Here is a 15,743-nt window from a genome sequence, read left to right on the forward strand (position 1 = left end):
AGTATTTGATTTTAAATTAAGGTATGAGATTAGAAATACAATTGGATGAAAAAGACTGTGGACTTGTTGTTTTGCAGAGCTTTTACAAACATTTTTATAGAAAATGAATTGATATAAATCTTTTAAAACAACATATTGAATATAGTCAAAATGGAATTAGTTTATATAACCTTAAGAATTTAGCATCAAAAATAGGACTTGAATGTGAAATCTTAGAAGGCGATTTTGTCTCATTTACTAAACTAAATATTGATAAGCCAATTTTTGTATTAACTAAAGAAAGCAACTATTTTCATTATATTATCATCGAAGAAAAAGATAGTAAATATATTTATGCACTTGATCCTGCAAAAGGAAAAAGGAAGATTTTACTAACTGAATTTGAAAATTTATATTTAAACATTATAGTTTATGTAAAAGCAACAAATCAGATAACAATTTCAACAAACAATTCAAACAAACTAAACATTTACGAAGGAAACATTTTAAACTTAATAGTAATAAACGTTTTGTCGATAGTCTTTCAGGCTTTTTTGTTTGCTAGTAGTTTTTTAATGAAGTATATTATTGATAATGTTATTGTTCCTAAAAATATATTGCTTTTAAACTACTATATTATTTTGTTTTTATGGATATTTGTTTTAAGAGTATTATCCAATTTCTTTAAGACACTTTTACAACAAAAGTTGTATTTGATTTTACAGCAAAAAATTACTAATTTATTTGTGCAAAAAACACTAAATTCACAAATAAAAGAGTTTGAAAAAATTTCGAAATCTGACTATATGCAAAGGTTTTATTCAATTCAAGTCATTGCTATGTTTTATAGTAATTTTATTCCACTATTGTTTTCTGGAACTACTATATTTTTTGCATCAGGAATCACAATATTTTTAATTGATTGAAGGCTTGCTTTATTTAGCTATTTTATAGTGTTTATAAATTTTCTAGGTATTTTCATTTTTAAAAAAATTACAAACAAACATTTTCCAACACTTATCAAAAATAGTGTTTTGATGTATGAAAAAAATTTAGAAATCTTTTTAAATAATATTAATTTGAAAAATCCAATTTATAAAGAAAGCATGCAACAAAAAATTAATGATTTAACTAGAAAAAATTATTTGGATTCTTTTTTAATGTGAAAAATTATAAATTTTAAAAGCGTTTTTACAACATTTTTAAACGTACTTATGCAAATATTAATAGTTTATATTGCTACAAAATCTATACTAAATAATTCAATGCAAATTGGAAATTTACTGTTATTTAATTCATCACTAACTTTTATGATTTCTCCCTCAGATGAAATACTAGAAGTTTTCTCAAATTGGAAAATTAATAAACAAAACATATCACGACTAAATTACATATTATTCATAAACATTGAGGATACTGATAATAAAAGTAAAATTGGAAAAATAAAAACCATACAATTCAAAAACTTTAGTTTCGGATATAATGCAAATAATATTATTAAAAACCTTAACTTAACCATAAATAAAAACACACATTTAGTTGGCAAAAATGGTTGTGGAAAAACAACAATATTTAAATTAATTTATGGACTTTACAAAAATTTTGATGGTAAATTATTTATAAATGACATAGATATCTTAAATATTGATCTATCTTCGTTGCGCGAGAAAATATTTATGTGCTGAAATAATTGCTTGCCAAATGGAAATCTTATTAATCTAATTACATTTCAAGATCCAAATCTAATTAATATTTTTAAACAAAATATTGATAAATATCAACTCAATAAGTTTATTGAATCATTTAGGTTAGATTGAAACTATAAAATTGAAGATAATGGAATTTATTTATCTTCAGGACAAAAACAATTTATAAATCTACTCCGATTATTTTGTAGTCAATATGATTTAATAATGTTAGATGAAGCATTTGAAAATATTCAAAACTCAGTATTAAATAATTTGTATGCAAAAATTTTAGATTTTCAGAAGGATGCATTATTTGTAGAAATAAGTCATACAAAGCGTTATATTTACAATAAAAATTCTTTTAATTTTTTTGTTGATAAAACTAATTAAAATGATTAATTTCTAATATATAAATTTTTTATATATTACTTTATAATATTGCGTATGAATAATTTAGTTTTTAAAAATGAGAGCTTCCATAAGTTCAAGTTCTTAACTGAATTTAAGAATATTTTAGATGAAGCTATTAAGGAATTTAATCTAGATAAGTTCATTGAAGTTGACCTACTTTTTGTTGTAGCACCTAAAATGAAGAAATTAAATAAACTTTATCGAAATAAAAACTATGTTACAGATGTTTTAAGCTTTCCTTTTGAATCAAATTTAGAATTTTCTTTTTTAGACACAATTCCCTTAGGACAAATAATAATTTCCCCTTGAAAAATTAAGAAACAAGCAAAAAATTTAAATCACTCAATTAAACGTGAATTTTGCTATATTTTTACGCATGGAATTGCACATTTGTTAGGATATGACCATCAAACAGAAGAGGAAGCAAAAATTATGAATGAACATGTAGAAAATATTATGAGAAAAATGAATATAACTAGGAGTAAATAATGAATAAAAAAACTTGTACAGTATTACTTATTGGAAGGCCTAATGTTGGAAAGAGTACATTATTAAATAAGATTCTAAATTATGAAGTTGCGATTGTTTCAAAATTTGCTCAAACTACACGCGACCAAATAAAAGGAATTTATAATGATGATGAATATCAATTAGTTTTTTTAGATACACCAGGGATGCATAAAGGGCAAAATTTGTTATCAAGAAGACTAAATCAGAAAGCTATTGAATCATTAAAATCAGCTGATCTTATTTTATTTTTAACTCCAGCAAATGATGAATTTGGTAGGGGTGATAATTATATTTTGAATTTAGTTAAAGAAACAAAAACTCCAACTATTATTGTTTTAACTAAAATTGATCTTGCAAAAGATAAAAGTTTGATGAATAATAAAATTGAAACATTAAAGAAAATGGGTATAAAAGACATTTTTGGAGTTGGTTTTGATTATGACCAAAGCTATATTGATTTACTAAATGAAATTAAAAAATATGCAATCGAACAAGAAGTAGAATTTGAAGATGATATATTTACAGATAGTAGTATGCGTTTTCTTGCAAAAGAGATAATAAGAGAATCTGCTTTAAGCAAACTATATGATGAACTTCCTCATTCAATAGCAGTTGAAATTGATGACTTTAAAGAACAAGAAAATTTATTCGAAATATATGCGACAATTTATGTCAAAAAAGAGTCACAAAAGGGTATATTAATAGGAAAAAATGCTTCTATGATTAAAAATATTTCAATAGATGCGCGCCAAAAAATGCAAAGAATATTTAACTCAAGAATCTTTTTAAATATAGGTGTAAAAGTTAGTGAAGATTGAGTAAATGATGAAAATAAAATTAAAAAGTTAGGATATTAGGATAATCGGATGAAAAAAAATAGAGTTAGGTCACTCCCATTACATACAATAAAAATAATTTTGCTGTCTATATTGATGGCTTTTCTTTTCATTATTTTTATTTGAATATTAATAATACGTGTTTCAAATCCGTTCAAAGTAAGCATCTATAACTATGAATCTTATTTAAGTAGAAGTGTTATTTCGAAGATTAAGACAGAATATTCATATCATACATTTAGTGAAATAAATGAATTTACTAAAGCTATAAATAATAATAAAGCAGTTGCAGGTGTTGGGTCGGATCATCAAATTGCACAACTTGTTATTGAAGGAAAAGTTAAAAAATTAAACTTAAATAAAGTTTTTGATTTGCCTAGCGAACTAAAAGATGATGAAAAAAATAATGATCCTAATAAAAGGTTTCTTTTAAAACAAAGAATTTATGAACTTTATGAACCTATTTTACGTAATCATCTAGATGCCTATGAAGAAAAAATTTATGAATTAATTAAACAAATTAATCCTAAAAATGAAATTAAAAGATATCGAAATGGTAATTTAATAACACCATATCTATATTATGAAAATCAAGACACCAATTCAGGAAGAATATTAGGTTTTGAAGCAGATTCAAAAGAAGGAATAGATCATTTTTACCAATTTTTAATTCCTTATCTTTTGCAAGACAAAGTTATTGCATATAATAAAAATCCTAAATATAGACCAAACATAAAAAATGTTGAAGAAATTGCAAGCAATTTGCAAGGTAAAACTAAGTGATTAGAAATTATTCAAACATTAGTGCAAAAACATAATTATTCATATACAAATTGAACTAATTCTTATTTAGATAATGCAATGATTGGTCAATTTTATGCAACTGAAGAAAATAAAGAAAACTTTATAAATCACAATAAAGTAAGTGAAATAACTGAAGATAATTACAAAAAAATATTTGATTATTTTTTAGAATTTGTACAAAAATCAACTGGTTATAGTATTAAAGATACAAGGCATAATAAACTAACAACCGATGGTCTTGAACTTGTTAATGATATTATCGAACCAAAACCTTCAAAACCTGACATTTCAATCATGTATAATGGCGATTCGTTAGATTCATATTATGCAAATGATAATTTTGCTAATTTGGAAGATCGTAAAGAAATTGATATTGTTAGACCAAAAAATAATTATTTGCTTTTAGATGCTTGAATGGTGTCAAACAATGTAAATGATCAACAAACTGATAAACTAATGAACTTTCTTAAAGAAAATGCTTTTACTGGTTATAAATGAAAAGAAAAAGAATTTGAACAAGCTTACTTTAAAACAATTTATGAACAACTTATCAAAGATTTCCCTGAAAGAAAAGATGAATTTTTAGAAGCTTTATTTAAAAATAAAAATACTGATACACCAATTGATGTTGAAGACAATATTGAAAGTGAAAAATTTAAGAAAATTTATGATGAATTTAGAGACGTTTTTTCAGAAAATTTTGGATTTAATCATGCTATTGACAATTTCAATGCAGTAAACTACACACCTCCTTATTTTGAAATGAATAAATTTATTAAAAAATACTATTTTAGAAAAGAAGGTTTTGAAGAAGATAAAAAGGCAAATGAAATTTTTGAAATATCTAATAAAAATGGTGTTATTCATCAAATTTACCAACCCATTAATTTAAAATTAAGAACAGCAATTATAGATTATTACTACAACAAAACAAAATCATAAAGGAGAAAAAATGGAAAGAAAGAAAATTGTAAATCAAGAAACAGCGCCCATTATTGAGCTTGTAGACATAGTTAAAGAATTTGAAGATAAAACAGTTTTAGATAATGTTAATTTAAAAATAAATAGAGGTGAATTTGTTACTTTGTTAGGTCCTTCGGGTTCTGGAAAAACTACCATTTTAAGAATAATTGGAGGATTTGAGTGAGTTACTCGTGGTGAAGTTAAATTTAATGGTAAAGATATTAAAGATTTAGAACCATACAAGAGAAATGTTTCTACTATTTTTCAAGACTATGCTCTTTTTCCACACCTAAATGTAGAAAATAACATTAAATATGGGCTTAGATTAAAAAGACTTCCACGTGAAAATATAAATAAACAATTTGAAGTTAGATTAAAGGCTAAACAAAATCTTTGAAATAAAAAAGCAACACAAGAAATGAAAAAACTTGATAAATTAATGTTGCAATATGAAAATCAAATTAAAAAGAATAATGCTGCAAAAAATCAAACAGAAAAACTGCAAGCAAAAAGTGATAGGTTGCAAGCAATTATCGACAATATGGATTTTAAATATTCTTATTGAGAAAATTATTCTGATTTAAAAACAGAATCATATGAAAAAGCTCACTTGACTCGTCCAATAACCAACAAAGAAATGGATGTTGAAGTTAAAAATATTATGGAATTAGTTGGACTTTCTGGAAATGAAAAGAAAAATGTTAATTCCTTGTCTGGTGGGATGAAACAACGTGTCGCCTTAGCACGTTCTTTAGTTATTGAACCAGAAATTTTACTACTTGATGAACCTTTGAGTGCGCTTGATGCTAAGATTCGTGAAAGAATGCAACGCTTTTTAAGAGAAATTCAACAACAATTAAAACTAACATTTATTTTTGTTACACATGATAGAAATGAAGCATTACAATTAAGCGACAAAATTGCTGTTATCCGTGATGGTCGTGTTGAGCAGTTTTGTGATCCAAAACAACTTTATGATTATCCTAAAAACAAGTGAGTTGCCAATTTTATTGGTGATTCGAACTTTTTTGATGCTACTTTCCTTAAAGAGGGAAAAGTTAAATTTCTAAACAAAACATTTGACACTATTCACACAGAATTTGCAGTCAATGAAATAGTTGATGCTCTAATTCGCCCTGAAGATATTAATGTTACTAAATACGCATCAAAAGCTAAACTATCAGGAATTATTACAAAAGCAACTTATAGAGGAAGCTACTATAACTACGAAATAGATGTAAAAGGCACAAATGTTCTAATTGAAACTCCAAACAAATATGAAGAGGGAACACAAATCCATTTAGATTGAGATATTGATGCTATTCATTTGATGAAAAAAGAAAAAGAGGAGGTTTCAAATGATGGCATCTAAGTTAAATAAAATGAATCTTTCATCTCCTAAAAAGAGAATTATTGAAAGCAATTCAAAGTGAAAAATTTCTTTAATTACTCCATATATTATTTTTGCAACAATTTTTATTATCTTACCGATGATATTAATATTTTATTATGCATTTAAACCATTAAATGGACAAACACATTTAGAAAATTGAGAAATTATTGGTAAAAAGCAAACATGAAATATAATGTTTAGGTCTTTATGAACTGGCCTGCTCGCTGCAACGTTTGCATTTTTTATAGGTTTTCCTTATGCTTATATTTTGACAAAAACAAATGCAACATTTAAAATCTTGGGTCTCTCATTAGCAATAAGCCCATTAGCTATTTTTACAATCTCAAAAGCACTAGCTATTAGGGGTTTATTTTCTGCAATATTTGATGAAAATAGTTTAAATAATTATGCATTTATGATTTTTGGAATGGTTTATTTATATTTACCTTTTATGATTATTCCAATTTATCAAATTCTAAAAGATATGCCCAAGAATATCATTGAGGCAAGTCAAGATTTAGGATATTCTAAGTTTAAAACTGCATTAAAAGTTATTATTCCTTATTGCTATAAAGGCATATTAAGTGGATTTGGAATTATTTTAATGATGTCGTCAACATCTATTATTATTTCAGATAAATTATTGCCAAATGGTAGTCAAAAACAACTAATTGGTAACTTAATTAATCAATTTGCAAATACAGTAAATCCTTTTGATTTAGCATCTGCATCAACCTTAGTTATTATTACAATGGTGTTGTTATTATCACTATATGGATTAATTTATGGTATTCCTTATTTAATAAGTAAATATAAACAAGGAGGTTCATATGAATAAATTTAAGTCTTTTTTAAGATATTCTTACATAATAGTAATTTTATTATTACTTTATATCCCAATATTTTTTGGACTAATTTATAGTTTTAATGAGCCTTCTGCTAAAGGAGTTTTTTCAGTAACAACTTGAAATAGAACTTCATGATCTGCTTACAAAGAACTTTTTTCAAAATCACATAGCTTAGCATTTGTAAATTCATTTTTATTAGGATTTACTACATCAATTATTGTTATAGTTCTATCTTTAATTACAGTTTTTGCTTTATGAAGACAAAAAAATAGAACTATTAGAACATTCGTTCAAGGTACCTCAAATATTCCACTAATAAATCCTGATGTTATTACCGGGCTTACACTTGCAATTGTTTTAAACTTAATTTTCATTGGAACTCTAAAAGCAACAAACGAAGGTTTTTTTAGAGCAATAATTGCTCATAGTGTTATGTGTTTACCTTATGGTATTTTAATAATGTTGCCTAAAAGTGACAAGTTTTCAAAAAACATATTTGAAGCAAGTCAAGATTTAGGATATTCTAAATTTAAAACTTGATTTAAAACATATTTCACATATATGCTAGGAACAATTGGATTTACTTTCGTTATTACAATGACACTATCGTTTGATGACTTTATCATCACTAGAATTGTTTCAAACACTGAAACTTTAGGAACACAACTATATGAAGGACAATTTCAAGCATGATCACTTGCAATTGGTGCAATTTCCTTAATTATAGTTATCTTTGGAAACACAATTTATGCTGCTTACAAAACTGGGCAAAATGCAAGAAACAAAAAATTATCAATGGCTAAAATAAATAGCAAAGTAAAGTAGGTTTATGAATTGAGAAATAAGAGTTTTAAGGCATTACTTTGAGTGATTATACTTGCAACAATATTACTTGGTTTCATAGTTTTTTTCATAATAAAATGCACTGTTGGGTATAGACCGAGTATTTACAATTATGAATCATATCTTGCTCCTAAAATAATAAACAACATTAAAAAGCACTATAACTACAAAGAATTTAAAGAAATAAATGAATTTTCTCAAGCATTATATGCTGAAAAAGCTATTGCAGGTATAGGTAGTGATTTTCAGGCTGCTCAATTAATAATTGACAACAAAATAAAGAAAATAAATTTTGAACAAATTTATGGCAAAAATAGTAATGATTGAAATGTCCGCAAAAACCTATATCGAAATGATATGGTTAGGCATATTGAAAAATTTGATAAAGCAATTTATGACACAATAAAAAAAGGGCTAACTAATAATAAATTTGCAAAAATTTTAAATAATCATGAATATGATGTTGATGGTGATTTAAAGCCTGACCATTTTTATGAATATATACTTCCTTATTATTCACAAGATAAAGGAATTGCATATAACATTGACACAAGTTATAGACAACATATTAACCCGAATGGATTAAATTCAAAATTTAATAGTGGATATTTTAGTTTCCAACAAATTTTTGAAATTTTAAAAGAACATAATTATCAAAGATTTGGTTGAACAAATGCTTATTATGATAATTTAATGATTGGCTCAATCTTTGCAAACAAAAATCCATTTAATGTTTTTGATAGTTCAAATTACAAAGAAGCAATAGACAATTTCGTTAAGTTTGTTGAAGAAATTGGTGGCCATTCGATAAAAGATACTGAATATAATTTCTTTAGTGGTGACGGACTTGAACTTTTAAATCATTTAATAGAGTCTAAAGAAAAAAGAAGTGATGCAGCCGTTTTATATAATGGAGATGCATTAGATGCATATTACTCTAAGGATAATTTTTCTTCTACAAAAGAGGGGAAAATTGGATTTGTAAGACCTAAGGATAATTATTTATTAATGGACTGTTGAGTTCTTTCAAAGACTTTAAATTCCTCACAAACATCTTCAATATTAGATGTATTAGCAAAAAATATTTATATGTCAAATGATATAAATAATTTGCACAATGAAAATAAATATATTAAAGACATATTTTCTTTTCTATCTAACAAATTGACTGAAAAAACTATTAAAGAAGAAATTGAAAAAAATGTTTTTACACCGAACAAAATTGAAGAATTTGTTTCAATTGTTAAAAACGCTGATTATTCAAAAATTGAAAGTATTTTGAACTACCATAATGGTAATATGTTTGATGATCTATTCAAAGAATATTTTGAAGAAACAAATCTTGGAGAAATTAGCAATTTTGATTATGTTTCTTACACTCCAGTTGATAAATTAACATACGAATTTATTAAAAAATGATATTTTAAAAATGATCCATATGCTTTACAAATTTATGAACAACCTGAAAGCAATGGAAATTATAATGTTGAGCATTATCCTATTGTAAATTCAAATTTAAGAACAAAAATTGCATCTTATTATTTTGAAAAGACTAAGTCTTAGCTAATTTATATAAGATGGCTTTTTATTTTTTTCAAATATAAAAAGTGTAGTTATTTAATTCATAATCATATTTATAAGAATTTTCATTAAGTAATTGTTCTACTAATAAAATCAAAGCTCCTGTGCCTCTACCACAAACAATTACAAGTTCATCTTCGTAATCATAACTATCAAAATCATAAAATTTGTTTAATACCATAGAAGTTGCTTTGTTTATATTAGCACCATGTAAATCAAGTTTATTATTAAATCAACGCATATTATTTGCTCTCTTTTTGACATGTTGGACAAAAATATGTCCCTCTTTTATTTACAAAAATTTTCTTAATAGGTGTTTTGCAAATTTTGCAGTACTTGATTTTGTCATTATGTATCATTAGATAATCTTGATAGCTCCCTATCACATTATTCAAACTTTTAAAACTATGGATGGTTGTCCCTCCATTTTTATATGACTTGTCAAGTATTTCAATAGCTGCATTTAATATTAACTTAACTTGTTCTAAGCTAAGCTTGTTTGATGGCATTAAAGGATTAATTTTTGTTTTAAAAAGTATTTCATCTGCATAAATATTTCCAATTCCAGACATAATACTTTGATCTAATAATTTAGTTTTAATAGCGGTTTTTGATTTTTGAAATTTGTTAAAAACATCTTTTGGGTCAACATCTTTAGGTTCTAAAGCAATATTTACATAAGGCTGAGGTAAGCTTTTAGTTAAATCACATCTAATATGAAATGTTCCAAAAAGTCTACTATCATGATAATCTAATTCAGTATTATCAATAAAAATGAATCTGACTACTAAATTTCTTATGCTAATCTTACCATCATTAACAATACTATACTTACCTTCCATTCTTAAATGTGAATATAAATAGGTATTATCTGATAAATTAAAAATGATTAATTTTCCTCTTTGTGTAATTGATTTAATAGTTTTTCCAATTAAATTTCGAATAAAAAAAGAAGGATCGAATTCCTTAAACAATTTTTCTTTATAAATGATGATATCTTTTATAGTTTTGTTAGTAACATACTCATTAAGTTTGCTAACAACAACTTTGACTTCAGGTAATTCAGGCATGATTAGTAATTATACATAAATAATGATATGTTATTGACTCAAAATGCTACAATAAAGTAGATGAAAAATAGTAAATTTGATAATCTAATAATTTCAACCACTGACACGGTGCTTGGACTTGGTGGAAGAGTGTCAGAAGATACAAAAAAATTAATTTTTGAAATTAAAAAGAGAGATCCTAATAAAAAATTGATTATTCTTGTTGCATCAATTGAACAAGCTAGAAAATTTAGCGAATGAAATCAAAAAGCGGAAGAATTAGCAAAAAAATATTGACCTGGTGCAACGACAATCGTAGTTAACAATCAAGGTTTTAGAATGCCAAATCAATTAAAATTATTAGAATATTTAGAGTATAACGGGCCAATTTATATGACAAGTTGTAACATTTCAAATGAGCCTGTTTGTGATAGTATTGAAAAAGCTAAAAAGATATTCCCAGAAATTAAAAATGTATATAACTTTGGAAAAATGTCTCAAAAACCTAGCAAAATAATAAGAGCTGAGGATAATAAAATTTTAAGAGAAGGATAAAAATATGAAAAAGACTGTTTATTTAACAAGTGATCATGCTGGTTATGATACAAAAATTGAAATTGCAAAAATATTAGAAAATGAAGGTTATAAAGTTGTGATCGAAGGAGCAACCAATGCAGAAACTAAGACTTCATATGCCGAAATAGGAATTCAATTTGCAAAACAATATATAGCAGATAAAGAGAAAAATAAACATTTATATGTCGCATTATGTGGTTCAGGTATTGGAATTAGCATTGCATTAAATCGTTTCAAAACAATTATATGTGCAAGAGTAACTAGCGAAGAAGAAGCAAGGCTTGCAAAGTTACATAACAATGCAAATATTTTGTGTTTTGGTGGAAGATTAATTAATGCTAAAGATGCAGTAAAAATGTTTCATATTTGAGAAACTACTGAATATGAAGGTGGCAGACACGATTCGCGTATTGAAACATTAAATACAGTCGGTGAAAATTAAAAGTAGGACACCCTACTTTTAATTTTTAATCAACTTTCGAAGTATCAAACTTTCCAATAATGCGAGAAATTGTTGAAATAGTAATTCAAGCATCATGGTCAATTTTCAAAATTTCGTTTTTAATATGATTTTGTTCTAGATACAATGCAAGAGTTTCAATTTTTACTGTTCCTTGATTGTTGTATCCACTTGTAACAGTTGAATAATTATATCCATGTCAATAATTAATAGCTTTTAAATGAGCAATAATAAGTTCAGCTTTTTTGGTATAAATTGTAATTTTAATCTTGCGATATTTTGGATAAATAACTTCAAGAAAACCATTGTAAACAAAGATATATAAAACTGTAGAAATAGTTCTTACTAAGAAAGCTCCAGGATTTCATGATTTTTTTTCATTTACACCAAAGAATTCTAAAAGGCCAATTAAAACAATTGAAACTGCAGCAAATATTAAGGCAACAATTGTGGAAATAAATCCAATACTTTGCTTTTTAACACGTGATACATAATAAACAATAATGTCGCTTCCAGCAGTAGAACCTGAATTTTTTCATGCAATTCCAGCAGCAGCACCAGCACAAACAGCACCAATTAATGAATAAATTATTATAGGTCACGTAGGATTTGAAAAACCTGAAGGAGTAGGAGTAAAGTTTTTATACACACCATAAACATTTCATGGAATTAACTTATAAGTTGCACCTTTTGTTCAATTTACATAATAAATTGAAATATTATCAAACATATCCCCAACGGGTTTAATTAATAAAAGACTTTGTATTAAAACTTGAAACAATAATCAATACATTGTCAGAATCATAAAAATCCGTGGATTTTTCTTTCAAAATGCAATCATAAAAGGTAAATTTAATGCTAAATAAATATATGCAAAATAAGGTGCAGTTTGACTAACAGTATATGTTAATCCTTGTGCCAAAGCAGAAACACCTGAAGCAACAGTTGCTGCTTTTGCTAAAAAAGTTGCAACCCCAATGTTATATAAAAGTGCAGATAGAAAGATAAAAGCAACTTTTTTTGGAAATTTCTTTCAAACATTAAAAAAATTAACCTTAAAAGGATTTAAATCAAAGGCAACTTTTGGTTGTTTAAATTTTTTCTTTGAAACAACATCTTCTTGTTGTTTTTCATCTTGTTTTTGAAAGTCTTCTTGCATATATAATTCCTAATTTTCATGTATATATTAACACAAATCTAAAATTTGACAATTAAAAATTAGATAGATAACTTTTAACCTATCTAATTATAATCAATGTTTAAAAAAGTAAGGTACTTTAATCGACTGATGAGGTGTCAAATTCACCATTTAAATCATGAATATTTGATGTACAAATTCAGGCTTTAGAATCAACTTTTTTGACCTCTTCAAAAAGTCAATCTTTTTCTAAATATAAGGCAATTGTTTCAATTTTTGCAAATTCATTATGGAAATATCCACTAATTCCATAAAAAATATTATATGAGTGAATATATCCAATTTTCTTAAAGTGTTCACAAACTCAATCAACTTTTGAAGTATAAATTTCAACCTTAACTTTTTTGTATTTTGGATAGAATTTATTAACAATCACAGTAAATAAAATTAAATAAATTACTGTTCCCATAATTCTCATAATGAATTGTTCACCACGTCAAGGGTGTTTTGCAACCATTCCTGCCGCTTCTAAAGAACCAATAATTATTGTTGAGAATGATGAAAAACATATAGCGACAATTAAAAAAACATTCCCAACAGGTTTTTTAGTTTTGTAAGCAATATAGTTTGAGATAACAGATGTACCTCCTATTGATCCTCTTTGTCTTCATGCAATAACTGAGGCAAATCCTTCACAAATACCCCCAAGTGAGGCATATACCAATATGGGTCATGTTTCTTTATTTCAAACAGGGCCAAACATACGATCTTCTCTACCAAATGGGTCTCAATATGAATTGTTACCATAAGGTTTATAAATGGTTAAATAATTATCAATAAACTTAACAATTGGACTATTGTTATTGTAATTAATAAAAATCAATTGAACTAGTATCTGGAATAACATTCAATAATACGTTAAGACCATAAACATTCGCGGATTTTTTCGTCAAAAAATAAACATTAATGGTAAATTAACCAAAACATAAAATATCCCATAGAAATGTTCAGTGGTTGGTGCTAAAAATGTAATAATTTGAGCGAATGATGAGGTGCCGGATGCGATAGTAGCTGCTTTTTTTAAAAATACTGCAATGGCAATATTGTATAAAAACGCACTAACAAACATCCATAAAACTTTTTTAGGATATTTTTTTCATATATTAAGTAGATTAACTTTATTTGGATTTAATGTTGCAGTAAGCTCTAGATTTTTTTGTTTTCTTTTTTGTTTTTTAATGTCTTTGTTTTCTTGCATCTATTCATCTCTCCTTAATTTATTGTTGTTTATATCTCTTGCGGCATAATAAAACCTGTTGGTTTTAGCTTCAAAAATTAAACTTATCATACCAGTAGCACCATTTCTATTTTTTGCAACTACAACATTTGTAGGTAATGTAGTTGGTTTATCTTCGCTTCCGTCTTCATTAACCATTTTCTTTTTTTGATAATAATCATCTCTATGCAAAAATAAAACAACATCAGCATCTGCTTCAATTTTTCCCGATTCACTTAAATCACTCATAACAGGAATTTTATCTTCTCTTTTTTCAACATTTCTACTTAATTGACTTAATGCAATGATTGGACATTTTAATTCACGAGCAAGTTGTTTTAATGTACGACAAATTTTTGCAACTTCTAGTTGTCTATTATCATTCCTTGATCTTGTACTATCACTAATTAACTGTAAATAATCAACAATAATTAAATCTATTTGTTTATTCCGTGCAAAACGTTTTGCTAATGTTGAAATGTCTGAAATAGTTAATGCTGATTTATCGTTAAAATATAAATTTCTTTTTCCGAATGATTGTAAAGCTCATTGCAATTGACCTCATTCGTCCTTTTTAAGTCTTGCAGTTCTTAGGGAAGTGATCGGAATAATTGTTTCAATAGAAATTATTCTTTGAACAAGTTGTTGAGTTGTCATTTCCAATGAAAAAAATAAAACATTATGTCCTTCGTAACTACTTACTTTGTTTGCTATGTTCAAAGCAAAAGCAGTTTTTCCAACTGAAGGTCTAGCTCCAATGATAATTAAATCACCAGGATTTACACCCAATAAGATAGCATCAAGTTCAGGAAATCCAAATTTAAGACCAGTTTTGTCATTCTCATCGTGATTGATTATTTTTGAAACAAACTCATCTGCTTCTTCTTTTAAGGTTGTGTATGCTGAATTGACTTCAGATACATCAATATTTATTAAAGAAAGTTGAATTTCATTAATAAGATCTCCAATGTCAAAAGACTTGTTATTAATAATGTCAATATTATTGTTAAGAAGTGTAAGAATTTTTTCTGTTTTAAATTGGTCAATTATTTTTTTAGCATAAGTATCAAGTTCTGCATAATATCCACCATTTTGAATTAATCATTCAATATATTCAAAAGCAGTTTTTCCTAAAATTGAAATTTGTGGTGCAAGTTTTTTTTCTTCAATATAACTTATTAAATTCGAAACATCAAATTTAGATGATGAGAGTTGTACATCACAAATAGCTTGGTACAAAACTCTATTTTGCGGAAAATGAAACATTTCAGGTTTAATAATTTCTGAAATTTCATTAAATGCCTTTTCTTCACGTAATAAAAGCCCTAAGAAGCTAATTTCATTGTTTAAAATAGCATCTTCTTTAATACTATTTGCTGACATTGCTC

Annotated in this window: 15 protein-coding genes; 10 read left to right on the top strand and 5 right to left on the bottom strand. The window is 26.0% G+C overall.

Annotation, left to right across the window (positions count from 1 at the left end; translation table 4 throughout):
• Positions 1-23 precede the first annotated feature (23 nt).
• From EXC60_RS06465 to EXC60_RS06480, 8 genes are read left to right on the top strand one after another with little or no spacing between them, the layout of a single operon-like run.
• Positions 24-2,057 (top strand): Mbov_0121 family peptidase domain-containing ABC transporter, encoded by a 2,034-nt coding sequence (locus tag EXC60_RS06465; RefSeq protein WP_036456619.1) that lies wholly within the window; start codon positions 24-26, stop codon positions 2,055-2,057.
• Between the two features lie 54 nt (positions 2,058-2,111).
• Positions 2,112-2,567 (top strand): rRNA maturation RNase YbeY, encoded by a 456-nt coding sequence (gene ybeY, locus EXC60_RS01835; RefSeq protein ID WP_024544329.1) that lies wholly within the window; start codon positions 2,112-2,114, stop codon positions 2,565-2,567.
• Positions 2,567-3,445 (top strand): GTPase Era, encoded by an 879-nt coding sequence (gene era / locus EXC60_RS01840; RefSeq protein ID WP_024544330.1) that lies wholly within the window; start codon positions 2,567-2,569, stop codon positions 3,443-3,445. The genes ybeY and era overlap by 1 nt, the downstream gene beginning before the upstream one ends.
• 9 nt (positions 3,446-3,454) lie before the next feature.
• Positions 3,455-5,170, top strand: coding sequence for a hypothetical protein (locus EXC60_RS06470; RefSeq protein ID WP_024544331.1), 1,716 nt, complete (start codon positions 3,455-3,457; stop codon positions 5,168-5,170).
• A gap of 10 nt (positions 5,171-5,180) precedes the next feature.
• Positions 5,181-6,563, top strand: a complete 1,383-nt coding sequence (locus EXC60_RS01850; protein ID WP_024544332.1) for an ABC transporter ATP-binding protein — start codon at positions 5,181-5,183, stop codon at positions 6,561-6,563.
• Positions 6,553-7,422 carry an ABC transporter permease gene (locus EXC60_RS01855; protein WP_024544333.1) on the top strand — a complete coding sequence of 290 codons (870 nt, stop codon included), beginning with the start codon at positions 6,553-6,555 and terminating at the stop codon, positions 7,420-7,422. The genes EXC60_RS01850 and EXC60_RS01855 overlap by 11 nt, the downstream gene beginning before the upstream one ends.
• Positions 7,415-8,257: an ABC transporter permease gene (locus EXC60_RS06475; RefSeq protein ID WP_024544334.1), complete on the top strand. Its 843-nt coding sequence runs from the start codon at positions 7,415-7,417 to the stop codon at positions 8,255-8,257. The genes EXC60_RS01855 and EXC60_RS06475 overlap by 8 nt, the downstream gene beginning before the upstream one ends.
• Before the next feature lie 9 nt (positions 8,258-8,266).
• Positions 8,267-9,838: a hypothetical protein gene (locus tag EXC60_RS06480; protein WP_024544335.1), complete on the top strand. Its 1,572-nt coding sequence runs from the start codon at positions 8,267-8,269 to the stop codon at positions 9,836-9,838.
• Between the two features lie 22 nt (positions 9,839-9,860).
• Here the strand turns inward: EXC60_RS06480 and EXC60_RS01870 are convergent, their stop codons facing one another.
• Both EXC60_RS01870 and mutM read right to left on the bottom strand, forming a co-directional pair.
• Positions 9,861-10,097: a hypothetical protein gene (locus EXC60_RS01870; protein ID WP_024544336.1), complete on the bottom strand. Its 237-nt coding sequence runs from the start codon at positions 10,095-10,097 to the stop codon at positions 9,861-9,863.
• 1 nt (position 10,098) lies between these two features.
• Positions 10,099-10,926 carry a DNA-formamidopyrimidine glycosylase gene (gene mutM, locus EXC60_RS01875; RefSeq protein ID WP_024544337.1) on the bottom strand — a complete coding sequence of 276 codons (828 nt, stop codon included), beginning with the start codon at positions 10,924-10,926 and terminating at the stop codon, positions 10,099-10,101.
• A gap of 60 nt (positions 10,927-10,986) precedes the next feature.
• On the opposite strand from mutM, the gene EXC60_RS01880 reads away from it, so the two are divergent.
• Positions 10,987-11,460: an L-threonylcarbamoyladenylate synthase gene (locus EXC60_RS01880; RefSeq protein ID WP_024544338.1), complete on the top strand. Its 474-nt coding sequence runs from the start codon at positions 10,987-10,989 to the stop codon at positions 11,458-11,460.
• A gap of 4 nt (positions 11,461-11,464) precedes the next feature.
• Positions 11,465-11,923, top strand: coding sequence for an RpiB/LacA/LacB family sugar-phosphate isomerase (locus EXC60_RS01885; RefSeq protein WP_024544339.1), 459 nt, complete (start codon positions 11,465-11,467; stop codon positions 11,921-11,923).
• A 25-nt stretch (positions 11,924-11,948) separates the two neighbouring features.
• On the opposite strand, the gene EXC60_RS06485 is transcribed toward EXC60_RS01885, so the two are convergent.
• The 3 genes from EXC60_RS06485 to dnaB all read right to left on the bottom strand — a co-directional run bounded on the left by EXC60_RS06485 (position 11,949) and on the right by dnaB (position 15,738).
• On the bottom strand, positions 11,949-13,100 hold the full coding sequence (locus EXC60_RS06485; RefSeq protein ID WP_024544340.1) for a YitT family protein: 1,152 nt from the start codon (positions 13,098-13,100) through the stop codon (positions 11,949-11,951).
• A 118-nt stretch (positions 13,101-13,218) separates the two neighbouring features.
• Positions 13,219-14,337, bottom strand: coding sequence for a YitT family protein (locus EXC60_RS06490; RefSeq protein ID WP_029670625.1), 1,119 nt, complete (start codon positions 14,335-14,337; stop codon positions 13,219-13,221).
• Complete coding sequence (dnaB, locus tag EXC60_RS01900) at positions 14,338-15,738, bottom strand: replicative DNA helicase (RefSeq protein ID WP_029670626.1); 1,401 nt, start codon at positions 15,736-15,738, stop codon at positions 14,338-14,340.
• Between the last annotated feature and the right edge of the window lie 5 nt (positions 15,739-15,743).

This window comes from Metamycoplasma salivarium (assembly GCF_900660445.2).
Taxonomy (GTDB): domain Bacteria; phylum Bacillota_I; class Bacilli_A; order Mycoplasmatales; family Metamycoplasmataceae; genus Metamycoplasma; species Metamycoplasma salivarium.